The sequence below is a fragment of the Thiorhodococcus fuscus genome (assembly GCF_042682685.1).
Taxonomy (GTDB): Bacteria; Pseudomonadota; Gammaproteobacteria; order Chromatiales; family Chromatiaceae; genus Imhoffiella; species Imhoffiella fuscus.
Window position 1 is genome coordinate 15,294 of record NZ_JBHUHX010000047.1, and the last position, 25,996, is coordinate 41,289.

The window sequence follows — 25,996 nt, forward strand, 5'->3', positions numbered from 1 at the left end:
TATATCTTAATAAAGACATCCGCCCTAACGACAGGAAACCAACTATGAAACGCTCTGCCGAGCGAAGAGCTGCCGGTACATCGAACCGAGTTGAGCAAGAACGACCCGCGCATAGCCGGATTGGTAAAAGCTTGATGACAAACGTGCTGAAATCGCCCCCGCACCTTGTGCGCGCAAGGGCTTCAGCATGCGCCGCTCAAGTAGCAATTCAGGAAACCTTTTTGCGGCATCGCTATACGCTCGAAACACTACCCCAGGATGACCAGCCAGCAGATGACGCATGATGAGCAGCATATGAGCAAGCAGCAACCACGCACCATACCGCAGCAACAACCGCATCGGCAATAGTTTCACATGCATCCAGATGACATTGCGCAAGCCATGATAGGCGATAAAGGCGTTATAGCCTTTCCCCGTACTCGCTTGCCCCTGATGCAATGCGACAAGCTCATCAACATAGACGGACCGATAACCGAGAAGATTGGCGCGCCAAGCGAGATCGGTATCCTCACAATAACAGAAGAAGCGCTTATCAAAGACGTAGCCGTAAGTTGTACGAATATCACCCAGGAATTCGCGTGTCATCAGACAGCATCCGCCTGTCGGGCCGAAAAACCGATCTTCTTTCCTGATACGATTCGCTGGCATCAGACTGATATGCAACGCAATCCCAAGCGTATCGATAGCATCAGGATCATCCGTGGCATGCATGCGCCCACCGACCATTCCAGCCTTTGGAGAGGAATCGAGGGTCGCCTTGAGCGCGGGGATTAGCGATTGCAGCGCAACTGCATCATTATTTAGAAGCAGAATGTAACGACAGCGCGAATTAACCAAGGCGCGCTCGATCGCAAGATTACACCCACCGGCAAAGCCAAGATTCTCAGGCGAAACGATGCAATCGACTGAAGCAATCAAAGGGACGTCTATGCCAGAAATTTGCTCTTGAAGACTGGTATCACGCGGCGCATTATCGAGCACCAGCACTCCGCCAGGGGGCGAATTCAAACAGAGCAAAGACCGAAGACAACGGATGGTGATTTCCGGTGTCCGATAATTAATCAAAATAACCGTGACATCGGATGCATCAGACGAAACAGCCATTTATCGCAACTCAATCGCAGCGCAGCAAGCGACATCCGTTCGAGCGAGCATATTTGCAGCTTCCGATGCCCGCCAGCCAAACCAAGCATTGACGACAAGCAACCCGAGCATCACGAATGCAAAATCCAGACGCCGCAATACATCAAGCAGACTCGTCCGCATCGCGATAAGCAAAGGATAAACCGCGCTCAAAACAGCCAATAGCATTGAGCGATCATACCGAATCGAGCATAAGTTCAAGCCCGCCCCATCAAGCAACCCTTTGTCCAGAAAAGAAAGATCAAGCATTAGCGAGCCGCAAACGAAAAGCGGATCTCCATTATTGCAACCGGGACCCGACTTCTCGTGAGGAAATATCGACCGAGCTATCACTCTTCCTTGAACGCCTGAGCCAAGCGGTCGGTAACGGGACGACTCAGATACTCGAAGAAGGTGCGCTCACCCGTTTTGATCATCGCTTCGACCGGCATTCCGGGCTGGAGGACTCGCCCTTTGAGCTTCGCCATTCCCTCGGAAGTGACCTTTATCCGCGCCAAGTAATAGGGTCTTCTCGTCGCCTCGTCGACCAGACTATCGGCAGAAACCGTAAGAACGCGCCCCTGCACAACCGGAGTGGTGCGCGCATTGAACGCACTAAGACGAAGATCCGCCTCCAATCCTGGAGAGACTCGGTCGACATCGGTCGGCTGAACCTTGGCCTCGACGATTACGGAATCGTCTTCGGGAACGATGTCGAGCACATGGTCGCCGGGGCGCAGCACACCACCAACGGTATGGACGCTAGAGGCGACAACAGCACCGGCCACCGGAGCGCGAATCACTGTGCGCTCGAGGGTCTGCCCAAGCGCGCGCATACGCTCGCGCAGATCGGAGATCTTGGTCTCAACATCCCGCAGTTCGGTCACCACGTCGCTCGTAAATTTACGCTTCAACTGGGCAATCTGAATATTGGTCTCTCCGATCCGCATGCGCGCACCAGCAATATCGGCCTGATGCTGACCACGCTCGCCCTCGATCTCAGCCGATAACCGCTCGTATTCGCGAAGCCGGCTCTTATCCCCAAGCCCTTTCGAGAACAATTTTTTTAAGCCTTCGATCTCTTCCTGGTAAAGCTGAATGCGCTTGGTTTTGGTGGAAACCAAGGACTCAAGACCTCGAATCTGCTCCTGAAGCTGGTCGGTTCGCTGCAGCAAGACCTCTTGCTCACCAAGCAAAGCACTCTTGCGAGCAACGAAAACACGCCGCTCACCGGTCAGGGCTTCGCGAATACGCGAATCGCCTTCAGCCTTAATCAGCTCGTCGGGAAAGGTGATCTCAGGCAAATCGTCCCTCTCGGCAAGTAAACGCGCCTCTTGGGCCCGAGCCGAGAGATACTGACCACGCACGATCTCGAGCTGAGCACTGGCCTCGGTGTCATCGAGGCGCACCAAGACATCTCCTTTCGCAACGCGATCCCCTTCGCGAACCAGTATCTCCGAGACGACGCCACCGTCCAGGTGGCGAATCGTCTTACGCGCAGACTCGGCGGCGAGCACACCTGGCGCTACGGCCGCGCTGTCGATCGGGGCCAAGACAGACCAAACGCCGAAGCCACCGAACAGAGCAACGATCAACAGCAGGCCGGCGATACGCTCCGGCCTATCGCTGGTACGCACGTGGTCGCCACTGCGGCCTTCGACTTCATGGGGAACAACCGTGATATCCATCTATTTCGATACCGCCTTGAATCTAAATCAGCTGGCCGCCTGAGAAGGCAAGGCCGTTGCCGTCGGCTGTGATTTGACAGCGGTCGGACGCGCAAATTTCGACAACACCTGATCGCGCGGCCCGAACAACTCCAAAAGCCCTTCGCGCAACACAATAATTTTATCGACCGAACCGAGCACACTAGGTCGGTGGGCGACGATGACGACGGTCGACCCCTCGGCCTTGAGCTGGTTGATGGCCCGGATCAGCGCGGCCTCACCCTGATCGTCGAGATTCGAGTTGGGCTCATCAAGAACCACGAGTACCGGCCGACCGTACATGGCTCGCGCAAGACCGATACGCTGACGCTGACCGCCGGAGAGCACGGCTCCCCCTTCACCGACCGGAGTGTCGTATCCCTTGGGCAGGCGCAAAATCATGTCATGCACCTGCGCCCGTTTGGCGGCTTCCACCACCTGTTCGGGATCGATCTCACCGAAGCGGGCAATGTTCTCGCTGACGGTACCATCGAGCAGTTCGATATCCTGAGGAAGATAACCGATATAGGGGCCGAGCTCCTCGCGATTCCAGTGCGTGATATCCGCACCGCTCAGGCGAACCTTGCCCGCGACCACGGGCCAGAGACCCAGAATCACGCGCGCCAGACTCGACTTGCCCGCAGCACTTGGCCCGATCACGCCCACCACCTCGCCGGCGGCAATTTCAAAATGGATACCGCGCAGCACCGGCGTCGAACCACCCGGCGGAGTTGCGACCACCCCATCGAGCAAGACCGAACCGTCTGGAGCGGGAAGACTCATGAAACGCGGTCGCTTGGGAACCGCCGACAGCAGCCCATGCAAGCGCTGGTAGGCGGAACGCGCTGACAAAAAGCCCTTCCAGGTTCCGATCAAAAGATCGATCGGAGCCAGGGCGCGACCGAGAATGATGGAGCCAGCGATCATGACGCCCGCCGTGAACTCTTGCTGAATGACCAGATAGGCGCCCATACCGAGGATCAAGGACTGCAGAGCGACCCGCAGACCCTTACTCGCATTGGCCAAAAGCCCGGCGCGATCACTCGCCAAAGCCTGAAGCTTGAGCACGTCCTGGTGGCGCTCGGACCAACGCGCCTGTACGCGCCCCACCATGCCCATCGCCTCCAATGCCTCCGCATTACGCAGATTGCCCCCGAGATAGTTGCGTCCCGCAATGGCCAGCCGATTGGCTTCGGCAAGCGGCTTACGGGTGAGCACTTCGTTCGCGACCGCAAGACCGAAGAGCAACACGGCGCCACCAACGGCGAACCACCCCAAGAGTGGGTGCAGCAAGAAAAGCACGGCGATATAAACGGGCACCCAAGGCGCATCGAAGAAGCCGAAGAGACCGTTTCCAGTCAAAAATTGACGCAGATTGCCCAAGTCATCGATCGGCTGGGTACCGGCTCCGCGCCCGTCACGCAGCTTGGCATCGAACATTGCCGCGAACAGTCGAGGATTCAGCTGCATGTCGAGACGGGCGCTGACTCGCACAAGGATACGCGAGCGTATGACCTCGAACAGCGACATCGACAGGTATAGGAAGACGACCAAAATCGTCAGCATCAGAAGCGTTGACTCACTGCTGCTCGCTAGCACTCGATCATAGACCTGCAGCATGTAGAGCGCGGGAACCAGCATCAGCATATTGATAAACATGCTGAAAAAACCGGCGAAGATAAACGAGTTGCGGCTGGCCTTTAGGACGGCGCGCAACTCGTCTTCAGGACGATTGCGATGTTGCACGGGAGATAAACCGAGTTGAGTAGAGGAATTCAGGGACCGAGCTGGCTCGCGAAACAAAAACCACGGTCAGCCCCCCAGGCGCCAATACGAATGTGGCCAGCTTAGCTCAAAAGGCACTGCAAACGCAGAAAAACCTGAACCACATCGATGCAGCACACGACCTTAAATTATAAGCGAGATTCGGCCCGAACCCTGAGTAAAAACCCAATACCGGCATAGACATCGGACATCCCCGCCCCCAAAAACCACCTTGATCACCCGAAGTTCAGCACATCGTCATCATGCAAGGAGAAGGACGTTGAAACGGAGGGCTGAGGGGCGGACACCGCCTGCGCGTGCAGCTTCGCTAGCTCACCCAGCATCGGCAGGTGCTGTATCGACAACAGTTGACAATAGGCGAGCAGCAAGGCGCCGCAGCGTCGCAAATCGAGAAAGGCCTCGTCTGAAAGCTGGTTGAGCGCGGCCTCATCGACCTGATGAATGCCTTCGACCTTTTGCTCGCCAGACTCATCCTTGAGCGTAATGGGCCAAGGGCGTATCAGATCATGACGAACCAAGGCGGCACAGGCCGTCTTGGTTGGCCCGCGATCAGCTTCGACCTGACGCAGAAAATCCAGAACCTGTTTCACGGCCTCGGTCGGCTCGCCCTCTGCTGTCAAGAGCTGCTCCGCGCCATGATGCTCACCAACCAGTTCGCTCTCTTCGTCGATACAGAGAACCAGCCCCCCGTCTTCCAACTTGGCAAATGCGAACGGCTGACCACGAAACGCAGCAGGGACATACCGCCCCAGCCAACGGCCATCAGAAGCGACAAAAAGATTCTTCCCCGGCTCCAGGCCCATCAGCGCCACAGGCAGAAAATCCTCGCCTTGACGGATGAAGGCAAGCGGCATCGCGGAAGATGCCTTTGGCATCTCCGAGGCGACCAGCGATGCGACATTGGCTTGCCTTGCGAAGCCATAGGAATCGAAACGACGCCAGCACATTTCTGCGTGGCGCTCACGGGAAATGGGGGTGAATTTTGGCATTCTAGCTCCTTATACAGGTTGTATCAGCGTCGTTCGAAACATGGCCGGATCTACGATAGTGCTGCGTCATACGCCCTTTTAACGCCGCAAACACGGGAATAGCCCGATGCCCCGAGCATGGAACACACAAGCGGCCAAGCTCAGCCAACGCACACGGCAGACCGGCACCTCAGATACAAACGGCCCAGCGATTCCCCACGTGCATCCACTCTAGTCGCAGGAGACAAAAAACCGGAGCGCCCGCAGCACAACGCTCCAGGCCAAGCTTTGCGGGATCACGGAACTGAACGACGCCGACCGACCAAACAGACGCCCGAGCCGAAAAAAGGCTTAGCTTAGGAACGCTATACTTCCGATCCAACCAGTTCAACCAGTGAACTCTGGGATACCATCATTCGATGCCGAAGCGATAGAAGCGGTATCGCCAGATACTCGAATCAGCGGAATAGAGACATGAAAAGGTATCGCTCTCTCGCACTCTGTTTATGGTTGATATCCACAACGGCACAGCCTGGCATCACGCCCGACTGCGCCGATGCCTGTCTCCTCGAAGACTCTGGCGCCACGACGCGCTGCGAGATTTGGGATTCCAACCGCATGTCCTGGAGCAGCATCCCCTTTACGACCGGGCCGGGCGCCATGCACAACTTGGCGCGAGACTATACCAGATGGCTGCATACCTGGATGATGCCCGCTGGCGGCATCACCAGCACCCAGTTCACGGACGCATCGCTCAACCAGGTGCTGGCCTACGGCGGTCGGCGCGACTCCGCGATCTGGACCGGAGCCTATTTGGCTGCGGAGTCGCTGCATTTCATGGACACGGGGGCGCCGGATGCCGCGCGCTGGATGCGGGCGACCGTCGAGACGCTGCACCGCTGGTGGCGCATCTCAGGTGATCGCGGCTATCTCGCCCGATATGCCGCGCCGGCCGACAGCTCAGAGCAGATCCTGGCCTTGCTGCCTGCGGACGACCCGGAGGTACATCGGGATGTCGCCTTCAAGGGTTCGACCTGGCACTGGCGGGGCAACATCAGTCGCGATCAGTATCAGGGGGTGTTGCTCGGCTACTCGCTGGCCTACTCGGCAACCAAGAGTCCTGCGCTACGCGAAACGATCCGCAGCGATGTCGTGCGCTTCGTCGAGCAGCTGATGCAGAGCGAGAGCCAGCCCGTTCAGCTCAGACTCAACGGCTCGACGCTCTCCACGACGGCGCACATTCCCTACGCGGTCTTCAGCCGTGCCGACGCGCCCGATGGCGTGCCGATGTTGACGCTGCAGATCAGCCCCTTCGATGCGGCCGGCGAAGGCATCCTCTTCTTCACCGCAGACGCGGCGGATCTGATCCGGCAGGTGCCTGGATTTTCATTCTTCCCCAGCACGCCGCAACCGACCCAGGCGATCCAACTCGGCGCTATCTTCCGGATCGCACTCCAGGTAACCGAGGGCGTCCCGGATTACGCGCAGCGACGCCAGGCGATCACCGAGCACTATCAGCAGCATGTCGGCGAATGGCTGAGCATCGCCGAGAAATGGCGCAACACCAACCGGTGCGACAGCGGCTACTTCGGACTCAACATCGGTTTCATGCCGCTCTACAACTGGATCCGACTGGAGACCGACCCGACGATCAAGGCCCGACTGCAGCGCAAGGTGCTGCGCGACGCACTCTGGGCCGATGTGGCCGATCACAAAAACGTCTTCTTCGCCTTCATCTACGCCTCCCAGGCGTCCCCAGAGGATGCGGTTCAGGACGTGATCACGGCCAACGCCGCCCAATTGGCGCGTTTCCCGGTCGCGCCCAATCTGGCCACCGGTCGCGATCTGCGCGGTATCTATCCAGAAAGCGAGAAGTGTCCGGGCATCTCGGCCGTCGCCGTCAATGTCGACGAGCGGGTTCCGACGACCTTCGTCTGGGAGCGCCAACCCTGGAAGCTCTACGATCCGGGAACGCCGAATCTGGCCTATGCGGGCGTCGACTATCTGCTCGCCTACTGGATGGGACGCCAGTATGGCTTCATCGCGGACGACGCACCCGGAACCTGTCTGCGATGGGCACCGAAATGAGCCCCATCGCGCGGCATCAACGCCGACCACGCACCGGCTTCGGCTTGAGCGTCCGCGCGCGCGCGGCCGAGGGCTTGACCTGAGCCCGAGGCCGACGCTGCCCCTCCGGCGCCCCTCCGGTTCCCGCCGGCTGGAAACTTGGAATCAGGTGCCGCTTGCCGTTGCCGATGAGATCCGCCCGCCCCATATCCTTCAGCGCCTGCCGCAGCAGCGGCCAGTTCTCGGGATCGTGATAGCGTAGAAAGGCCTTGTGCAGCCGGCGCTGGCGCTGACCGCGCACCACCGGCACCCTCGGCGCGCTCCGGGTCACGCGCTTCAGTGGATTGCGCTCGCTGTGATACATGGCGGAGGCAATCGCCAACGGTGTCGGCAGGAACGACTGCACCTGATCGAGCCGAAAACCGTTGCGTTTGAGCCAGAGCGCGAGATTGAGCATGTCGCGATCGGTCGTCCCCGGATGGGCGGAGATGAAATAGGGAATGAGATACTGCTCCTTGCCGGCCTCGCGCGAGTAGCGCTCGAACATCTCCTTGAAACGGTCGAAGGTGCCGATCCCCGGCTTCATCATCATCGAAAGCGGCCCCTCCTCCGTGTGCTCCGGGGCAATCTTGAGATACCCGCCCACATGGTGCATGACCAGTTCGCGCACATAGGCCGGAGAGCGCACCGCCAAGTCGTAACGCAGTCCGGAGGCGATGAGCACGCGCTTGATCTTGGGAAGGGCGCGCACCAGACGATACAGCCGAATCAGCGGTTCGTGATCCGTATCGAGATTGCGGCAGATATCCGGGTAGACACAGGACAACTTGCGGCAGGCGGCCTCGATGCGTCGGTCCTTGCAGGCCATGCGCCACATATTGGCGCTCGGGCCGCCGAGGTCGGAGATGGTACCGGTGAAGCCGGGCGTGCGATCGCGGATATCCTCGACCTCGCGCAGGATGGATGCCTCCGAGCGGCTCTGGATGATCCGCCCCTCGTGCTCGGTGATGGAGCAGAAAGTACAGCCACCGAAACAGCCGCGCATGATGTTGACCGAGCCGCGAATCATCTCCCAGGCCGGCATGCGAGAATCGCCATACTCGGAATGGGGCCGCCGACTGAAGGGCAGCTCGTAGACCCGATCCAGCTCCTCGGTCGTCAACGGAATGGGCGGCGGATTGAACCAGACATCCCGGTCACCGTGGGCCTGGACCAGGGCACGCGCGTTTCCAGGATTGGTCTCCTGATGGAAGACGCGCGAGGCATGGGCGTAGAGAACCTGATCGTCACGCACCTGTTCGAACGACGGCAATCGCACCACGGTCCGCACGCGATCGGCCGGGCGCACCCGGCGCGGCTCGGGCACCTCGCCTTGGCGCTCGCACTCGGGCTCCGGTTCGTAGGGGTTGGGATGGCGCTTCGGCGCAACCGGTCCCTCGACCTGGGTCATATCCAGCTCGGTCCAACCATCGAGACAGGTCCGCGTGATGAAGGCGCTGCCGCGCAGATCGCGGATCTCCGCGATCGGCTCGCCGCGCGCCAGCCGATGCGCGACCTCGACCACCGCGCGCTCGGCGTTGCCGAACAGCAGGAGGTCGGCCTTGGAGTCGAGCAGGACCGAGCGGCGTACCTTCTCGGACCAGTAGTCGAAGTGGGCAATACGCCTCAGGCTGGCCTCGATTCCGCCCAGCACGATCGGCACATCCTTGTAGGCCTCCCGCGCCCGTTGGGCATAGACGGTCACAGATCGATCGGGCCGACGGCCCGGCTGCGCATCGGGCGTATAGGCGTCGTCCGAACGCAGACGCCGATCGGCGGTATAGCGATTGACCATGGAATCCATGTTGCCTGCGGTCACCCCGAAGAAGAGGTTCGGCCGACCGAGCGCCTGGAAACCGGCGGCCGAGGTCCAATCGGGCTGCGAGAGGATACCGACCCGAAACCCCTGCGACTCCAGCAGACGCCCGATGATGGCCATCCCGAACGAGGGATGATCCACATAGGCATCGCCAGTGACGATGATGACGTCGCAGCTATCCCAACCCAGCCGATCCATTTCGGCGCGGGACATGGGAAGCTCGGGCGCGACGCCGAAACGGTGCGCCCAATATTTGCGGTAGGAGAAGATGTCGGGAGCGCTGTGCATCGTTGTTCGGGTCCTTCGGGCCATCGTGGATCGACCATTGTAGCTGCGGACGACGGCTGGACCCGAACAGCACAATCACTGGACAATAGCCTATGGGGTACGCGGCGCGTACCCTACACCGGATATTCCCGATCGCGACCCGGGTCTATCGGCACCAGCGGGGTCGAGCCTGCATGATTGAATCACTGACGTAGAGGGCAATAACGTGGATTTGGCGACCCTATTGGGAATGCTAGGCGCAACCGGTGTGATGATCGGCGCCATCGTGCTCGGTGGCGACCTCATGGTCTTCGTCGACGTCCCTTCGATCGTCATCGTGCTCGTCGGAACCATGTTCGTCGTACTGTTTCGGACCACGCTTGGCCAGTTTCTGGGCAGCTTCAAGGTCGCTCTGGGCGCCTTCCTGCACAAATCGATTTCGCCGACGGCACTGGTCGAGGAGGCCGTCTCCCTGGCCAACACGGCCCGCCGCGAGGGTCTGCTGGCGCTCGAAGGCAAACCGATCTCACACCCGTTCCTGCAAACCGGAATCTCGCTGTGCATCGACGGCCATCCGCCAGAGGTGGTGCAGAAGGTTCTGGAAAAGGACATCAATCTGACCATCCAGCGCCAGGAGGCCGGCTACAGCGTCTTCAAGGCTACAGCCGAGGTGGCTCCCGCCATGGGAATGATCGGCACCCTCATCGGGCTGGTGCAGATGCTGGCAAACATGTCCGACCCCAAGGCCATCGGTCCGGCCATGGCCGTGGCGCTCCTGACCACACTCTATGGTGCGGTGCTGGCGAATGCCTTCGCCACCCCGATCGCCGAAAAGCTCAAACTGCGTAGCGGCGAGGAAAAACTCTCCAAATCACTTATCTTAGAGTCGATCGCCGGGATTCAGGAAGGGCTGAACCCGCGCGTTCTGGAGCAGCTGCTCATGACCTATCTGCCGGAACACCTGCGCCAGAGCGCAGACAAGGGCTGATACCGCTGAGTTTCAACCGGACGAGGTCAATGCCGTGACAGAAGAATGCGAATGCCCCGATCCGCCGGCCGGCGCACCCGAATGGATGGCCACCTTCGCCGACCTGATGTCGCTGATGATGTGCTTTTTCGTGCTGCTGCTGTCCTTCTCCGAGATGGACGTCCAAAAGTACAAGCAGCTCGCCGGATCCATGAAGGCCGCGTTCGGCGTACAACAAGAGGTCGAAGCGACCAGCATCCCGCTCGGGACCAGCATCATCGCCCAGGAATTCTCGCCCGCACAGCCTGAAGCCACCGTGGTCAACGAGGTGCGCCAGCAGACCATGGACGAGATGAAGCAAAATCTAAAGGTTGAGGAAGCCGCCAAGGCGGAGGATAAGGCCGAGGAACTCAAGGAGATGCTGAAGAAAGAGATCTCGGAGGGATTGCTGGAAATCTCGACGATCGAGGATCAGGTGATCATCCGCATCCAAGAGAAGGGCTCGTTCGAATCGGCCTCCGCCAAGGTCTCGCCTGGATTCAGAGGGACGCTCAACAAGATCAGCGACGCGCTCAACCAGGTCGAGGGCAAGATCATCGTGGCCGGGCATACGGACAACATCCCGATCCAGACCTACGAATTCCCCTCCAACTGGGTCCTCTCGGCTGCCCGCGCTGCCGCCGTGGCCGACGCCATGACCCGCGAGGACCAGATCGACCCCGAGCGGGTCGAGATCCGCGCCTACGGCGAAAACAAACCGCTCGACTCCAACGAGACCGCTGCGGGTCGCGCCGCGAACCGTCGCGTGGAGATCATCGTGCTTGGAGATCAAGGCGTGCGCGAGGCGCTCGAAGCGATCCCCGAGTTGAACATGAACTCAACGACGAAGACCACCCGATGACCGAAGACAAGCCCACGACGGCGGAGCAGGAGCGGCGACGCTTCTTCCGGATCGACGATGAGGTCGGACTCGCCTTGACGCCTGTCGCTGCATCCGATGAAGAGGCGGCCATCGCCGCCCATCAGGGGAGTACCAACCGAATCGGTCTCTTGAACGAGCTTCGGGGCATGCGCTATGAGCATCTTCCGCAACAGCGCAGCCTAGAAAGCAAGTTCCCGACCGTTGCCAGCTACATCCGCATCCTTGAGCGCCAACTCGACATCCTGGCCCAAGCGATCGACGGCCGGGACGATTTCCCGAGCAAGCCCAACACCATGGCCAACATCAGCGCCCAGGGATTGAGCTTGATGACCGACGAGGTCTTCGCCATCGACTCCATGGTGAGCGTAAAACTCGCCCTGTTCCCCGACCTTTGCCGAATCGAAGCGCTGGGCCGAGTCGTGCGCGGCGAGACGACCTCGCCTAAGGCCGACGTGGCGATCGAATTCACCCATCTACGCGACGCCGACCGCGAGGCGATCATCCGACACATCTATCTATTACAGAGACAACGGCTTCAGGCCCGCTACGAGGACGAGTAAGGCGGTTGCCTCGAAAGAACGAACCGCCCCGGATTGGAAGCGAACTGAGGACGCAGCGCATGCCTGGATCGCCGCGCGGGCGACGCCAGGCATGACCGGATCAATCCGTCGCCGATTTGGCTGCGGATGATTTCAGGCGACCTCGGATCAGCACGAAGAAGAGCGGGACGAAGAAGACGCCGAGCATGCTGGCCGCGACCACGCCGCCGAGCACGCCGGTCCCGATGGCATTGCGCCCACCTGCCCCGGCACCCGAGCTGATCGCGAGCGGCAACACGCCGAAACCGAAGGCCAGCGAGGTCATGATGATGGGACGAATACGCATCCGCGCCGCCTCCAGTGCCGCAGACAAGGCATCGGTGCCCTGCTCCTGAAGCGTCTTGGCGAACTCGACGATGAGAATGGCGTTCTTGGCAGAGAGACCGATGGTGGCCAACAGACCCACCTGGAAATAGATGTCGCTCGGCAGTCCGCGCCCCATCGCGGCGACCACGGCGCCCAGCACGCCCAAAGGTACCGCCAACATGACGGCGAAGGGTACCGACCAACTCTCGTAGAGCGCGGCCAGCGCGAGGAACACCACCAGCGCCGACAGCGCATAGAGGGCCGAGGCCTGGGCACCGGCGGCGCGCTCCTCGAAGGACAGCCCGGTCCATTCGATACCGATCCCCTTCGGCAGCTTCGAGGCCAGCTCGGCCACGGTCTCCATCGCCGCGCCCGTGCTCAGCCCCGGTGCGGCCTGACCCAGCACCTCGGACGACGGCAGACCGTTGTAACGTTCCAAGCGCGGAGAACCATAGGTCCAGTGCGCCGAGGCGAAGGCCGAAAAGGGCACCATCTCCCCTTTACCGTTACGCACATACCAGGCATCCAGATCCTCGGGCAGCATGCGATAGGGGGCGTCGGCCTGTAGATAGACCTTCTTCACCCGGCCTTCATGGACGAAGTCGTCGACATAGGCGCTACCCCAGGCGATCGAGAGGGTATTGTTGATGTCGGCCAGAGACAGGCCGAGCGCCCCTGCCTTGGTGCGATCGACCTCCACCTGATACTGAGGCTCGTCCTCGCGACCGTTGGGACGCACGGCCACCAGATTCGGGTCCTTCATCGCCATACCGAGGAACTGACCGCGCGCGGCGACCAAAGCCTCATGGCCGAGACCGGCGCGGTCCTGCAACTGAACGTCCCATCCCGAGGCGGTACCCAGCTCGATGACCGCTGGCGGCGCGAAGGCGAAGACGCGGGCATCGCGGATCTTGGAGAAGGCCCCCATCGCCCGCCCGGCGATCGCCCCGACGTGCAGGTCCGGCCGGTCGCGCTGGCTCCAATCCTTCAGCCGCACGAAGCCGATCGCCATGTTCTGGCCCTGGCCCGAGAAGCTGAATCCGGCGACCGTAATCATTTCCTTCACGGCCTCCTGCTCGTTCTCATTGAAATACTTCTCGACCTGAGCCAATACGTCCAGGGTTCGCTCGCGCGTGGCACCGGAGGGCAGTACGGCCTGAATAATGAGGATTCCCTGATCCTCCTCAGGCAGGAAGGAGGTCGGCATACGCTCATGCAGCGCGATCATCGCGCCCACCAGCAAGGCATAGACGCCCAAGAACAGCCAGCGCCATTTGACGATCCGCTCCACCGCCTCGCCGTAGAGATCGACGCTGCGGCCGAAATTGCGGTTGAACCAGCCGAAGAAGCCGCGTCGCGGTCCATGAGGAACCGGCTTGAGCAACGTGGCTGTCAGTGCCGGACTCAGGGTCAGGGCCACCACCACCGAAAGCAGCATGGCCGAAACGATGGTGATCGAGAACTGACGATAGATGACGCCGGTCGAGCCGCTGAAGAAGGCCATGGGGACGAAGACCGCCGAGAGCACCAGAGCGATACCGACCAGGGCGCTGGTGATCTGATCCATGGAGCGGCGCGTGGCCTCCTTGGGCGGCAATCCGTCATCGTGCATGACCCGTTCTACGTTCTCCACCACCACGATGGCATCGTCGACCAACAGGCCAATGGCCAACACCATGGCGAACAGCGTCAGGGTATTGATCGAATAACCGAACGCAGCCAGCACGCCAAAGGTTCCGAGCAACACCACGGGCACCGCAATGGTGGGGATGAGGGTGGCGCGGAAGTTCTGCAGGAAGAGATACATCACCAGGAAGACCAGGATGACCGCCTCGAACAGGGTCTTGACCACCTCGCTGATGGAGATGCGCACGAAAGGCGTGGTGTCGTAGGGATAGACCGCCTCCATCCCCGGAGGGAAGAAGGCCGAGAGTTCGTCGATCTTGCGCTTGACCGCATCGGCGGTATCCAGCGCGTTGGCGCCAGTCGCGAGACGAATAGCCATGCCTGCGGCCGACTTGCCGTTGTATCGAGCCGTCTTGCCGTAGGTCTCGCTGCCCAAGGCGACGCGCGCCACGTCACGCAGCAGAACGGTCGAGCCGTCCGCCTCCGTGCGCAGTCGGATGGCGCCGAACTCCTCCGGCGTGTTGAGACGGCTCTGCACGTTCACCGTCGCGGTGAGCTGCTGGCCCTCCTCGGCCGGGATGCCGCCGAGCTGCCCGGCCGAAACCTGGGCGTTCTCGGCCTCGATGGCCTTGGCGACATCCGCCGGCGTCAACCCGTACTGATTCAGACGGTTGGGGTCGAGCCAGATCCGCATGGCGTACTGAGACTCGAACAGGGTGATCTCGCCGACACCCTCGACACGACTGATCGGATCCTTCACCAGACTCGCAGCGTAATCGCCCAGATCGGCGCTGTCGAGACGGCCATCATTCGAGACGAAGGCCACCACCATCAGGAAGTTGCGCACCGACTTGGCGACCTGGATGCCCTGCTGCTGCACCGCAGACGGCAGTAGCGCATTGGCTAGCTGCAGCTTGTTCTGGACCTGCATCTGAGCGATGTCCGGATTGACATCGTTGTTGAAGGTCAAGGTGATGGTGGAGACGCCATTCGACTCGCTGGTCGAGGACATATAGCGCAAACCGTCGAGCCCGTTCATCTGCTGCTCGATGACCTGGGTCACCGAGTCCTGCACGGTCTCGGCCGAGGCGCCCGGATAGGTGGCGGTGATAGCGATCGCCGGCGGCGCAATACTGGGATATTGAGACACCGGCAGGGACAGGATGGAGAGCACGCCCGCCAGCATGATGGCAATGGCAATGACCCATGCGAAGACGGGGCGGTCGATGAAGAAGCGGGCCATGGAGGGCGTTCCTCGGAATGTCTATTGAGCGTTCAGCCTCCAGCGACCAGTGGCCAGCTATCGGCTGCCACCTGATGCATGACCAGATCCGCACAGCTGGAAACTGGCGGCTGGAAGCTGGCGGCTATTCAGTGTGCGGCGAACTGCGGCTCGTCGCTGCGGTCCACGGCTGTGGCCTTGGCGCCCGGCCGCACCATCTGGATGCCGTCGACGATCAGCCGATCCCCCGGTTTCAGACCGGAATCGATCAGCCAGCGATCGCCCATGGCGCGATTGGTCTCCAGCTTGCGCTGCTCGACGGTCCCGTCCTCGCTCAACACCAGGGCGAAGGGCTCGCCCCGCCGATCGCGCTGAACACCCTGCTGGGGCGCGAGAATGGCATCGGGCCGCACGCCCTCCTCCACTGTGGCACGCACGAACATACCGGGTAGCAACAGGTTGTCCGGATTGGGAAAGGTCGCGCGCATGGTCACCGCGCCCGTGCCCTGATCGACCGTCACCTCGCTGAACTCCAGACGTCCAGGCAGCGGATAGGCCGACCCGTCCTCAAGGATGAGCGTCACCTTGGGCTGCTTGCCATCCGTGCGTTGCAGATCGCCATCCTCCAAGGCGCGACGCAGACGCAGCAACTGCGCGCTCGACTGCGTCAGATCGACATAGATGGGATCGAGCTGCTGGACGGTCGCAAGCGCCAGATCCTGATAGGCCGTCACCAACGCGCCCTGGGTCACCGCAGAACGCCCGATCCGGCCCGCGATCGGCGAGGTCACACGGGTGTAGTCCAGATTGATGCGCGCGCTGACCAGCTCGGCCTGATCGACCGCGACGCTGGCGATCGCCTCCTTGAGCGCCGCCCCCGCGTCGTCGTAGTCCTCCTGACTGACCGCGTTGGCCTTGAGCAGATTGGCATAGCGATCGGCCTTGAGACGCGCCCGGGCCAGGGTCGCCTGAGAGCGCGCAAGGGATGCCTTGGCGCTGTCGTAGGTAGCCTGATAGACCGCAGGATCGATCTGATAGAGCACCTCGCCGGCCTCGATCTGACCGCCCTCCTTGAATCTGCGCGCCTGAATGATTCCGCCCACCTGCGGACGCACCTCGGCGATCTGGTAGGGCGTCGTGCGCCCCGGAAGCTCCGTGGTCAGCACGGCCGGATGCGCCTCGATGCGCACCACGCCGACCTCTGCCGGGCCGCCTGGACCACCGGGTCCGGCCGCATGCGCCTGCGGATACCAACCGACCACGAAGAGCGCGGCCGCGAGCGCGATCGGCAGGGTCGCGGCTGGCTGACGATTTACGAACTTCATGGTCACCTCGTGGTTGGTCTTCAGCGATTTGATCTTTGAGAGAATGAAGGTTCATTCTAGAATGAATGTTCAATCTAGTCGGCAGGAACGGATGCGTCAAGCCTAGAATGTCGGAAATGCGCCTCGATCGACGGCTGGACAGCGAGGCCGCCCCGCCTTGGAAAACAACCACCGCACGCCGGCCAGTTGGCCGAAATGAATCAACGACCTGGAGGAGCATGATGCCGAACACACCCACCTCGGCCCTACCGCGTTGCGAGGTGCGACGTGAACAGATCCTAGACGCTGCGGCCGGATGCTTTGCCCGCGAGGGTTTCCACGGCACCAGCATCGCCAAGCTCTCCAAAGAGGCCGGGATGAGCCCAGGCCATATCTATCACTTCTTCGAGAACAAGGAGGCGATCATCGCCGCCCTGATCGAGCGGCGATTGGAATGCGCCCAGGAGATGGCGCGACACTTCGACAGCACGGAAGACGTCTTCCAGGCCCTGCTCGATCGGGTCGACATCGGACTCAAGGAGAAGACCGATCGCGAATCTGCGGCGCTCGAATTGGAAATCTTTGCCGAGGCCGCCCGCAATCCGGCGGTGGCCTCCATCCTGATCGAGGCCGACCGCATCAAGCGCGAGTGTCTCATCAGAGTATCCCAGAAGGCGCGACAGGCCCGCGCCAGCGGCCAAGAGACGCGAGAGCAGAAGACGCAGACCGACTCCATGGAGGCCGAAACGGAAATCCTCATGGCTCTGTTCGACGGCCTCTCCACGCGCGCCATCTCGCACCCGGAGCTCGACCGCGAGGCGCTGGCACCCTTGCTGCGCAAGGTGATGCGTGCGCTGCTCTGAGCCGAACCGTCGCGCCCTGCACGCCCCACAAGACGGCAATCAGGTTCGAAAGCCGGTCGCCTCTTCCTGCAACTCACCGGCGAGCCGCTCCAACGCCTGACCCGCAGACTCCAGTTGGGTCATGCCGGCGCTGGACTGACGCGCGGCATCGCTGATCGCCACGACGCCCTTGCTGATCTCGCTGGCAACCGCCGTCTGTTCCTCGGCGGCGCTGGCGATCTGAGTCATGGTCGCCGTGATGGCGTCGACGGCCTCGGTGATCTCCTCCAGCGACCGACCCGCCTTGGTCGCCGCTTCCATTGAGGACTCGGCACTGTCGCGGCTGCGAGCCATCTGCTCGCCCGCCTGGTGCGTCGTGCCCTGCAACTGGACCACCATCTCCTCGATTTCGAGCGCCGATGCCTGGGTGCGCCGGGCCAAGGTACGCACCTCGTCGGCGACGACGGCGAATCCTCGACCCTGCTCGCCCGCACGCGCCGCCTCGATCGCGGCATTGAGCGCCAGCAGATTGGTCTGGGCCGTCACGCCCTGAATGACATCCAGGATCTTGCCGATCGTGCCCGCATGCGTCTCCAGCGCAACGATGGTCTCGGCTACGGCGCCGATATGCTCGACCGTCACCGACATGGAGCCGATGGTGTCCTGAACCGATTCGCGTCCCTGTCCGGCCAGATTCTTGGAGCGCTCGGCCGACTCCGCCGCCGAGGCCGTATTGGCGGCCACCTCGGCCGCCGTGGCCGTCATCTCATGCATGGCGGCGGCCACCTGATCCGTTTCCTGGTTCTGCCGGTGCGCCGTCGCGCGCGCGTCCTGCAGACTCTCGGCCATCTGTTGCGCCGAGCCGGACAGCGTCACGGCGGATCCGCCGACACGCTCGACCAAGCCGCGCAAACGGTCGACCATGCGGTCGAAGTCCTTGGCGATCTCGCCGATCTCGTTGGGAATATCGAGCGTGGTCGCCTGAGACAGATCCGATTGATGCAGGATCTGCTGCATGGCGGCATGCAGACGCCCGAGCTGACCGGTGATGGAGCGGTAGAAGACCCAGCCCAACAGCACGACGACCAAAATAGCCCCTCCCGACAGAAGTCCGAACAGCAACATCGACTGCCGATAGATCCCATGGGCGTACTCGCTTTCGTCATGCGCCACGCTCAACTGAAGATCCACCAGCTCGGTCAGCTTGTCGCTGATCGGATCGATCACAGCGTAGAGCGGTCCATCGAAATCGTTCAGCTGACCGCTGATTCGCCCTTGCTTCCCTCGCAAATGGACGACCAACCGTTGGATCATGGCGTCCGCATCATCGAAGAGCTTCCGGGCTTCGTCTACGAGACGCATCTCATCGGCCGTGAGGTCCGACTTGAGATAGGCAGTCCAGCGTTCGCGAATCAGAGACTGCGCCTCCTCGACACGATTCAGCGCCTCTTGCGCCGTGAAGCGCCCTGCATTGGCCTTGTTGACCGCATCGATCACATCGACCGCATAGTCGTCGGCAATCCCCTTCAACTCCTTCAGCGGCACCACCCGATCGAGGTAGATGCGATCCACGCCCGCATTGACCTGCCCCAAAAGGTGCAGCGTGACACCGCCGATCAGCAACATCGCGAAGCTGGGAACCAAGGCCATCGCGGCGAGCTTGGCGCTGATCTTCGCGTTATCGATCCATTTCATGATTCACTCTCTTTCGGTCGGTCATCACGAGAGACACGACCCTCAATGAAGCAGAGCGAATCGGCACCGAACTCCAGCATCCCTCTGCTCCGAAACAGCGATCCCGCACCGCTAGAAGCCCAGAGTGCGCCGGACGCCGAAACGGAACCGCCAACCAAGAATTCGCCCCGATGCAGCCCGATCAGCTGGTGGAAACAACCGGACCGCAATCGGCAGCGAAACGCCAACATACATGGTCTAAAAGAACTGCGAACGCCACCGCGACATGCCTAAGAAGGAGCCCGCCCGGGATCGCTCAAGGCGCCCAATAGAAGGACTGCTCCGTCGCCCTGCCCTCGGGCACCGTCACCTCGCGGGTCTGGATCTGACCCGCATTATCGACCGTGAGCCGATAACGTCCAGGCGCCAGGCTCGCATAGAACCAAGGCCCCTGGGAGACGGCCGTCAGCAGCGTCGGCCCGGAGGCATCGTCGATGCGCACCTTGACGTCGGCCAGATATTCGCCCGAGCCCTGTATCGCGAACAACAGGCGCAGATTGAACTTGGACTTGAGCTCCTGCATCTCCTCGCGGCCCGAGGCCCCGATCCCTCCGCTGATATAGGGCACGCCCGACGCCACCTCCGACTCCTCGGGCTCCGTCGGGGCGCTCGGCACCTGGGCAGGAGCCGCCTCGGGAGCTGCAGTCTTGGGCAGAATGGCGCCGCCGGGCAGGATGGTCCCCGCCGGCAGGGTCACTGCCTCCTGCAACACGGTTCCATCCGGCAGCACGACATCCTCCGGGATTCGGCTGCCCTCCGGCATGCGGGTACCCGGCGGGGCGATCGCCCATGCGGCCGGGGTCGATTCGACCGCCCTCGGCTCGGGGCGCATCTCGCCAGCCGGATCCTGAGCCCAGACGCCCTGAGCGCCGATCATCAAAAGGGGAAACAGCACACGCATCCGATCCTGTCGAGTCATCGTCGACCTCCAGTACGGGCCTCAACGGCCTTGGGAAAATGAATGTGAGACAGCGGGCAGCGACGATTTTGCACGAGGGGCGACGCGGAGGTAAGAGCGCGCATTTGCACAAGACGCAAATCGCTGAACGGACCGCAGTCACGCCACCATCAGTCAGCCGCATCCTCTGGGGCCGAGTCATCGTCCGCCGTCGACGCGGAGACCAAACCGGCGCTCCAGCGGCTCGGAAACTGGCTTTCGATGACGCCCGAGCGGTGCATCACGGCGATCCCCAGGATATGGCCGCGATAGCGAACCATCACCTGCCCCGGCGTGCAGGATGCCCATTGCTCGGGCGTGGGCGCAAAGATCTCGCGACGCAGATAGGCATCGCGCTGCGGTTTCGAGAGATCCAGGATGAACTGACCTACGTCGCGCCCGAACAGCATGGCCCCGCCCGTGGTCGGCTTGGGCGGACGGGCGTTGGTGCGGTGGAAGAAGAGCCCGCTTCCGGCCGCCGGCGGCTGAGCGGGCGGCGCATGATCGGCCGCCATCAGATGCAGACCACGGCGGGTCTGGCGGTTCACGCGATAGGCGCTCCAATAGTCGTCGGACAACCCGAACTTGGAGGACAGACCGACGAGCCATTCGGCGCTGTCGGCCGTGTCCATCGGGGCCAGGACCGGCTCCGGCTCGGCAGGCGCCGAGGCATCCTTTTCCAGCACGGCGATGAAGAACCCGCCGCTGTCGTTGTGATGGGGCCAGAAGCGCAGACAGCGCCCGAGCTCCGGCGCCAGCTCGCGCCCCTCCCAGACACGGATTCCGGGACTCGCGACCCAGCCGGGAATCGAGATCGGCAGCAGACGCAGCATCCCCGGAAACTCGTCCAGGATGTCGGCCACGACCAGCTCGTTCTCCTCCGGCGCGAAGGTGCAGGTCGAATAGAGGATCCGTCCGCCGGGACGGCAACGCTGGACCGCCTTGCGTAGCAGCCCCCGTTGGCGCGGCCCGAGCCGCTGCGCGTTCGCCAGATCGAGCCGCGCCAGCAGCGATGGATTGCGCCTCAGGGTCCCCTCGCTGGAACAGGGCGCGTCCACCAGGATGCGGTCGAACTGTCCGCTTGCCGTCGGCCAGTTGGCGGCGTCGCGACAGGTGGTGGTGACGTTGACCACGCCCAGCCGATCGAGATTGCCCTGCAACGCCTTGATACGCGCATAGGCGATGTCGTTGGCGACGAGGGTACCCCGGTTGTCGAGCCCGAAGGCGATCTGCGCGGTCTTGCCTCCGGGCGCCGCGCACATGTCCAGCACGCGCTGACCGGGTTTGAGATCGAGCAGCAGCGCCGGAAGCTGGGACACGGACTCCTGGGCGTGGGCCAGACCCGCGCAATACCACCAGCGCTGGCCCGTTCGCACCTCAGGGGCCAAAGACAACGCCCGTGGCAAATTCGGCTGCGGGACCGATTCGATACCGTCCTCGGCCAACAGCAGGGCAAGCGCCTCTGGCGTGATCCGGGTCGGATTGGCCCAGACGCAGGTCGGCAGCGCACGCCCCAGCGCGGCGGCAAAGGCATCCCAATCGTCCACCAGATCGCGATAGCGCGCCAGGAGCGAGTCGGCGATGGCGTCCGGGGTACACAGGGATGCCGCACTGTTGCGGGCGGTTCTCTTCGATTGGATCATGATTCAGCCTGGTACAGAGCGATCGGCCGCCAGCGACCAGCTGACAGCCCGATGTTGGAGCGATTTTCGGGTCATCCAGCCTTCACTCGCGCAGGAAGCTGAAAGCTGGAAGCTGGCGGCTGGAAGCTGGCAGCTCCTTCACCGCTTCCCTCCGCGACGACGATCCAATCGCGCGACGAACTCGGCGATCAGCTGAGAATAGAGCTGGTCGCCCAGGACCTTGTCCTCGACGTCCGCGTCCAGGCTCGGATTGTCGTTGACCTCGATGACCACGGGGCCGGCGGGCGTCTCCTTGAGATCCACGCCGTAGAGACCGTCGCCGATGAGGTCGGCCGCGCGCAGGGCCGTCTTGAGCACCGCCGGCGGAACCGAGTCGAGCGCAAGCGTCTCGAACCCGCCCTCCACGTGTCCGCCGTCGGCCTCGTGCTTGACGATCTGCCAGTGATCCCGGCTCATCAGATACTTGCAGGCATAGAAGGGCTTGCGTCCGAGCACACCGATGCGCCAGTCGAAGGGGGTGTAGAGATACTCCTGGGCGAGGATGAGGTCGGACTCCTTGAACAGCTTGGTGGCCGTGCGGGTCAGGGCGGCCCGATCCTCGGCCTTGAAGACGCCGCGCGAGAAGGATCCCTCCGGGATCTTGAGCACCACCGGGTAGCCGATCTGCGACTCGGCGTCGAGCAGGTTCTCCTTGCGCAGCACCAGAGTCTTGGGACGTGGAATGCGGTGGGCGGCCAGCAGCTCGGCCAGATAGACCTTGTTGGTACAGCGCAGGATGGAATCCGGATCGTCGATCACCACCATGCCCTCGCTGTCGGCCTTCTTGGCGAAGCGGAAGGTATGGTGGCCGATGCGGGTGGTCTCGCGGATGAAGAGCGCGTCGTACTCGGCGAGCCGGCTGTAGTCCTTGCGCTGGATCAGCTCGACATTGACGCCCAGCGCCTTGCCAGCCTTGACGAAGCGGCTGAGCGCCTTGGCGTCGGAGGGCGGCAGATCCTCGTCCGGATCGTAAAGGATGGCGAGATCGTAACGATAGGACAGACGTGCGCGCGGCTGGCGCCAGCGCCGCGACAGATAGACCTCCATGGCCGCGAACAGTTGCGCCTCGCCCTCGGGTGCCACCGAGGTCAACGGCAACGCCTTGATGGCGCCGATGCGCCAGGTTCCCTGCAGCCGGAATTCGACCTTGAGGATGGGGCAGCGGAAGGTCTCGAAGATGAGACTGGCGAGCGACTGCAATTCCTTGACGTCGCAGTGACCGAAGCAGATGGTCAGTTCGTAGGCGGTCGGAATCAGAGCCGAGGTCTTGCGCCGTGCCAGCAGCCGCTGGGCGAGCGCGTCGAGCTCTTCGGTCGCCAGACCGTAGAGCTCGCGGCTGGAGAGCTCCTGCATGGTACGCACGCTCGGGATCGCCTTGTGGCCACGCGCCTCCGCGAGCAGCGAGCAGTAGTAGCCGACCGAGAGATAGCGGTAGCTGCGGCACAGATTGATGACCCGCAGATCGCGCTTCGCCGCCAGCTCGCCGCCGGCCAGATAGTCCCGGGCCGTCACCACGGGCATGTTTGGATAGCCGGGCTTCCAGTCGCCCTGCTGCTCCACCAGAAGAATGTGCTCAGCCATCCTGGTCGATTCCCGCGCGTTCCTGAACCAGGACGACGGCCTGCAGCCCGACCCGGCCGTAGCGGGCCATGCGGGTGAATTCGTCGCGTTGAATGGGCATGTCGATGGAATCCAGCGTGGACTCTCCGTTGTCGTAGTCGACATAGGGGTCGTGGACGTAGACGAAGTGCTCGTCGAACCCGGTGACCACGACCCAATGAGGGAATTTTTCCTGATAGATGCGGTAGGAGCTGATGAGCACCAGGGGCACGGCACCGCCGTCCCAGCGCGCCCGCAGATCCTCAATGCCGAGCGTCTCGTAGTTGATGGGGATCCCGAGCCCGCCCGCCTCGGCCAGCATGTCCTCCTGGACCAGGCGCATCACCTCCTTCTTCTCGGGACTGCGCACCGAGTCCACCAGCAGCACACCCGTGTCGTTGACGAACACCTCGACCGCGAAGCCGCGATGATGCGCCGCCAATGCCAGTCCGAGCGGCCCGCAGCCGCCGTGCCCCGAGGTCATGAAGATGGTGGTCGACTCGCGCCAGATGCGCAGCTCCAGGGTGCGATTGAGCTCCAGCGAGGGCCGCAACGCCTGCATCGCCATCATCAGCGAGGAGGGACCGCAGGTGAAGTCCAGGGTCTGCTCGTAAAAGGGCACCCGTTTCAGCTCGGCCTGCAGACCGGGCGAGAGCGTCTTCTCGTAGCGCAACGCCTCCATGTGGTCCTCGTAATAGTCCGAGAGAACCCCGAAGCGCCGGTAGCCGCCCCCTTCGAACAGCGCCTGGGAGGCCAGATTGTCGCGCCGGATCTCCAGGCGCAGATAGGCGCGATCCTCCTCCCAGGCGGCCTCCTCGGCGGCCTTCACCAGCATCCGGCCCACGCCCCGTCCACGCGCCTGGGCGGCGACCGCAATCGAGTAGATGCGGGCCACCGAGGTCGCGCGGCTGAAGAGCAGCAGGACGTAGCCGAGCAGCAGACCGTCGAGTTCGACCACCAGGGTTCTGGCCCGACCGCGCGTGAGCAGATAGCGGAACTGACGCCGATTGATGCGGTCGGTCTCGAAACAGGCATTTTCAAGCCGCAGCAGGGCGCCCAAATCGCTCAGGACGGCGGGACGAACAGAGGGTGCGGGAGGATTCAATGAAGAGAGTTCGGTCGTGGAAGGGGTCGACACTGGCGACGGATCGGACAGAGGAATAAGCTGAGATCAATCTACAGAGCGCCCGCAAAAATGCAAGCTGGACGCGCGCACGATTCGCGATTGTTCACCGACCCGCCAAACGCCCCTTCGCCGAGACCCTGACCGCCATGACCACAGAGGCCCCACCGCTCACCCGCATGCTCGCCGAACTCGTCGGCACGCTCTCGGTGAGCAGCGTCACACCGGATTTCGATCACAGCAACCGACCGCTGATCGATCTGCTCGCCACCTGGCTGGAATCGGCCGGATTCCGAGTCGAGATCCTTCCCATACCCGGCCACCCGGACAAATTCAATCTTCTCGGCACCATGGGCACCGGACCCGGCGGACTGGTGCTGTCCGGACACACGGACACCGTCCCCTTCGACGCACCGCTCTGGACCCATGATCCGCTCAAGCTGACCGAGGCGGACGGACGCTATTACGGGCTCGGCATCACCGACATGAAGTCCTTCTTCGCCCTCGCCCTGGAGGCGGCACGGGGACTGTCGGCGCACGATCTGGACCGACCGCTGATGATCCTGGCCACGGCGGACGAGGAGTCGGCCATGTACGGTGCGCGCGCACTGGTGGACGCAGGACGTCCGCTCGGTCGCTATGCGGTCATCGGCGAACCCACCGGGCTGCGTCCGGTGCGTCTGCACAAGGGCGTCATGGGCGAGGCGGTGCGCCTGATCGGACGCAGCGGGCACGCCAGCGATCCGGGTCTGGGCAACAATGCGCTGGAGGGCATGCACGAGGTGCTCGGTGCGGTCCTGACCTGGCGCGACGCCTTGCAACGCGAGCACCATCACCCAGCCTTCAAGGTGCCCTACCCGACCATCAATCTGGGCCACATCCACGGCGGCGACAATCCGAACCGCATCTGCGGCGAATGCGAACTGCATCTCGACCTGCGGGTGCTGCCCGGACTGGATCCAGCCGATCTGCGCGCCGAGCTGGCGCGACGGGTCGCCCAGGTCGGAGAGCGACGTGGACTCCAATGGTCGGTCGCTCCACTGTTCGAGGCCATCCCGCCTGCCGAAACCCCGGCCGACTCGACCATCGTGCGCGTCTGCGAGGAACTCACCGGGCACGCAGCCGAATCGGTCAGCTTCGGCACCGAGGCGCCCTTCCTCAACCAGCTCGGGATGGAGACCCTGGTGCTCGGCCCCGGCGACATCGCCCAGGCCCACCAGCCGGACGAATATCTGGCGCTTGAGCGCGTCGATCCCATGCTCGGCATCCTGCGCTCACTGATTCAGCGACTCTGTCTACGCCCGAACTGAAACCGCGCGCGACCGAACCGCAAGCATGGCGACCCGTCGTACAGGCATCG

Annotated in this window: 19 protein-coding genes; 6 read left to right on the top strand and 13 right to left on the bottom strand. The window is 62.5% G+C overall.

Annotated elements, in window-relative coordinates; all coding sequences use genetic code 11:
* Window positions 1-42 precede the first annotated feature (42 nt).
* From ACFSJC_RS15310 to ACFSJC_RS15330, 5 genes are all read right to left on the bottom strand, one after another.
* Complete coding sequence (locus ACFSJC_RS15310) at window positions 43-1,104, bottom strand: glycosyltransferase family 2 protein (protein ID WP_386027938.1); 1,062 nt, start codon at window positions 1,102-1,104, stop codon at window positions 43-45.
* The gene (locus ACFSJC_RS15315) at window positions 1,105-1,392 is read right to left on the bottom strand and encodes a hypothetical protein (protein ID WP_386027939.1); all 288 of its coding nucleotides are present in this window, start codon (window positions 1,390-1,392) and stop codon (window positions 1,105-1,107) included.
* 80 nt (window positions 1,393-1,472) lie between these two features.
* Window positions 1,473-2,810: an HlyD family type I secretion periplasmic adaptor subunit gene (locus ACFSJC_RS15320; protein ID WP_386027941.1), complete on the bottom strand. Its 1,338-nt coding sequence runs from the start codon at window positions 2,808-2,810 to the stop codon at window positions 1,473-1,475.
* Between the two features lie 27 nt (window positions 2,811-2,837).
* Window positions 2,838-4,574, bottom strand: a complete 1,737-nt coding sequence (locus tag ACFSJC_RS15325; RefSeq protein WP_386027943.1) for a type I secretion system permease/ATPase — start codon at window positions 4,572-4,574, stop codon at window positions 2,838-2,840.
* A 254-nt stretch (window positions 4,575-4,828) separates the two neighbouring features.
* A complete protein-coding gene (locus tag ACFSJC_RS15330) occupies window positions 4,829-5,602 on the bottom strand; it encodes a SapC family protein (RefSeq protein ID WP_386027944.1) in 774 nt (257 codons plus the stop codon).
* Window positions 5,603-6,199: 597 nt separating this feature from the next.
* Between ACFSJC_RS15330 and ACFSJC_RS15335 the strand changes: the two genes are divergently transcribed.
* Window positions 6,200-7,669: a hypothetical protein gene (locus ACFSJC_RS15335; protein ID WP_386027945.1), complete on the top strand. Its 1,470-nt coding sequence runs from the start codon at window positions 6,200-6,202 to the stop codon at window positions 7,667-7,669.
* Window positions 7,670-7,685: 16 nt separating this feature from the next.
* Here ACFSJC_RS15335 and ACFSJC_RS15340 read toward each other — a convergent pair whose 3' ends face one another.
* Window positions 7,686-9,794: a YgiQ family radical SAM protein gene (locus tag ACFSJC_RS15340; RefSeq protein WP_386027946.1), complete on the bottom strand. Its 2,109-nt coding sequence runs from the start codon at window positions 9,792-9,794 to the stop codon at window positions 7,686-7,688.
* Window positions 9,795-9,999: 205 nt separating this feature from the next.
* Between ACFSJC_RS15340 and pomA the strand changes: the two genes are divergently transcribed.
* Genes pomA through ACFSJC_RS15355 form a run of 3 tightly spaced genes read left to right on the top strand, consistent with a single transcriptional unit; the run spans window position 10,000 to window position 12,222 of the window.
* Complete coding sequence (gene pomA / locus ACFSJC_RS15345) at window positions 10,000-10,761, top strand: flagellar motor protein PomA (protein ID WP_386027947.1); 762 nt, start codon at window positions 10,000-10,002, stop codon at window positions 10,759-10,761.
* A 34-nt stretch (window positions 10,762-10,795) separates the two neighbouring features.
* Window positions 10,796-11,641 carry a type VI secretion system protein TssL, long form gene (gene tssL / locus ACFSJC_RS15350; protein WP_386027948.1) on the top strand — a complete coding sequence of 282 codons (846 nt, stop codon included), beginning with the start codon at window positions 10,796-10,798 and terminating at the stop codon, window positions 11,639-11,641.
* Window positions 11,638-12,222 (top strand): PilZ domain-containing protein, encoded by a 585-nt coding sequence (locus ACFSJC_RS15355; protein WP_386027950.1) that lies wholly within the window; start codon window positions 11,638-11,640, stop codon window positions 12,220-12,222. Before tssL ends, ACFSJC_RS15355 begins: the two co-directional genes overlap by 4 nt.
* Window positions 12,223-12,322: 100 nt before the next feature.
* Here ACFSJC_RS15355 and ACFSJC_RS15360 read toward each other — a convergent pair whose 3' ends face one another.
* Complete coding sequence (locus ACFSJC_RS15360; protein WP_386027951.1) at window positions 12,323-15,436, bottom strand: efflux RND transporter permease subunit; 3,114 nt, start codon at window positions 15,434-15,436, stop codon at window positions 12,323-12,325.
* Between the two features lie 128 nt (window positions 15,437-15,564).
* Window positions 15,565-16,740, bottom strand: a complete 1,176-nt coding sequence (locus ACFSJC_RS15365) for an efflux RND transporter periplasmic adaptor subunit (RefSeq protein ID WP_386027953.1) — start codon at window positions 16,738-16,740, stop codon at window positions 15,565-15,567.
* A gap of 221 nt (window positions 16,741-16,961) precedes the next feature.
* Here ACFSJC_RS15365 and ACFSJC_RS15370 point away from each other — a divergent pair, with 221 nt between their 5' ends.
* Entirely contained in the window at window positions 16,962-17,582 is a 621-nt protein-coding gene (locus ACFSJC_RS15370; protein ID WP_386027955.1) for a TetR/AcrR family transcriptional regulator, read from the top strand.
* 39 nt (window positions 17,583-17,621) lie between these two features.
* Here ACFSJC_RS15370 and ACFSJC_RS15375 read toward each other — a convergent pair whose 3' ends face one another.
* The 5 genes from ACFSJC_RS15375 to ACFSJC_RS15395 form a co-directional block, all read right to left on the bottom strand.
* Window positions 17,622-19,256: a methyl-accepting chemotaxis protein gene (locus ACFSJC_RS15375; RefSeq protein ID WP_386027956.1), complete on the bottom strand. Its 1,635-nt coding sequence runs from the start codon at window positions 19,254-19,256 to the stop codon at window positions 17,622-17,624.
* Window positions 19,257-19,551: 295 nt separating this feature from the next.
* Window positions 19,552-20,214 (bottom strand): carboxypeptidase-like regulatory domain-containing protein, encoded by a 663-nt coding sequence (locus ACFSJC_RS15380; protein ID WP_386027957.1) that lies wholly within the window; start codon window positions 20,212-20,214, stop codon window positions 19,552-19,554.
* Window positions 20,215-20,363: 149 nt separating this feature from the next.
* A complete protein-coding gene (locus tag ACFSJC_RS15385; protein ID WP_386027959.1) occupies window positions 20,364-21,875 on the bottom strand; it encodes an RsmB/NOP family class I SAM-dependent RNA methyltransferase in 1,512 nt (503 codons plus the stop codon).
* Window positions 21,876-22,013: 138 nt separating this feature from the next.
* The gene (locus tag ACFSJC_RS15390; RefSeq protein WP_386027960.1) at window positions 22,014-23,495 is read right to left on the bottom strand and encodes a RimK family protein; all 1,482 of its coding nucleotides are present in this window, start codon (window positions 23,493-23,495) and stop codon (window positions 22,014-22,016) included.
* The gene (locus tag ACFSJC_RS15395; protein ID WP_386027962.1) at window positions 23,488-24,651 is read right to left on the bottom strand and encodes a peptidase C39 family protein; all 1,164 of its coding nucleotides are present in this window, start codon (window positions 24,649-24,651) and stop codon (window positions 23,488-23,490) included. The genes ACFSJC_RS15390 and ACFSJC_RS15395 overlap by 8 nt, the downstream gene beginning before the upstream one ends.
* A 134-nt stretch (window positions 24,652-24,785) precedes the next feature.
* Between ACFSJC_RS15395 and argE the strand changes: the two genes are divergently transcribed.
* The gene (argE, locus tag ACFSJC_RS15400; RefSeq protein ID WP_386027964.1) at window positions 24,786-25,946 is read left to right on the top strand and encodes an acetylornithine deacetylase; all 1,161 of its coding nucleotides are present in this window, start codon (window positions 24,786-24,788) and stop codon (window positions 25,944-25,946) included.
* Window positions 25,947-25,996 lie beyond the last annotated feature (50 nt).

Coding starts and splice junctions, on each gene's coding strand:
- ACFSJC_RS15310 (WP_386027938.1), bottom strand. CDS start 1,104: ATGGCTGTTTCGTCTGATGCATCCGATGTCACGGTTATTTTGATTAAT.
- ACFSJC_RS15315 (WP_386027939.1), bottom strand. CDS start 1,392: ATGCTTGATCTTTCTTTTCTGGACAAAGGGTTGCTTGATGGGGCGGGC.
- ACFSJC_RS15320 (WP_386027941.1), bottom strand. CDS start 2,810: ATGGATATCACGGTTGTTCCCCATGAAGTCGAAGGCCGCAGTGGCGAC.
- ACFSJC_RS15330 (WP_386027944.1), bottom strand. CDS start 5,602: ATGCCAAAATTCACCCCCATTTCCCGTGAGCGCCACGCAGAAATGTGC.
- ACFSJC_RS15335 (WP_386027945.1), top strand. CDS start 6,200: ATGTCCTGGAGCAGCATCCCCTTTACGACCGGGCCGGGCGCCATGCAC.
- ACFSJC_RS15340 (WP_386027946.1), bottom strand. CDS start 9,794: ATGCACAGCGCTCCCGACATCTTCTCCTACCGCAAATATTGGGCGCAC.
- ACFSJC_RS15355 (WP_386027950.1), top strand. CDS start 11,638: ATGACCGAAGACAAGCCCACGACGGCGGAGCAGGAGCGGCGACGCTTC.
- ACFSJC_RS15360 (WP_386027951.1), bottom strand. CDS start 15,436: ATGGCCCGCTTCTTCATCGACCGCCCCGTCTTCGCATGGGTCATTGCC.
- ACFSJC_RS15365 (WP_386027953.1), bottom strand. CDS start 16,740: ATGAAGTTCGTAAATCGTCAGCCAGCCGCGACCCTGCCGATCGCGCTC.
- ACFSJC_RS15370 (WP_386027955.1), top strand. CDS start 16,962: ATGCCGAACACACCCACCTCGGCCCTACCGCGTTGCGAGGTGCGACGT.
- ACFSJC_RS15375 (WP_386027956.1), bottom strand. CDS start 19,256: ATGAAATGGATCGATAACGCGAAGATCAGCGCCAAGCTCGCCGCGATG.
- ACFSJC_RS15380 (WP_386027957.1), bottom strand. CDS start 20,214: ATGACTCGACAGGATCGGATGCGTGTGCTGTTTCCCCTTTTGATGATC.
- ACFSJC_RS15385 (WP_386027959.1), bottom strand. CDS start 21,875: ATGATCCAATCGAAGAGAACCGCCCGCAACAGTGCGGCATCCCTGTGT.
- ACFSJC_RS15390 (WP_386027960.1), bottom strand. CDS start 23,495: ATGGCTGAGCACATTCTTCTGGTGGAGCAGCAGGGCGACTGGAAGCCC.
- argE (WP_386027964.1), top strand. CDS start 24,786: ATGACCACAGAGGCCCCACCGCTCACCCGCATGCTCGCCGAACTCGTC.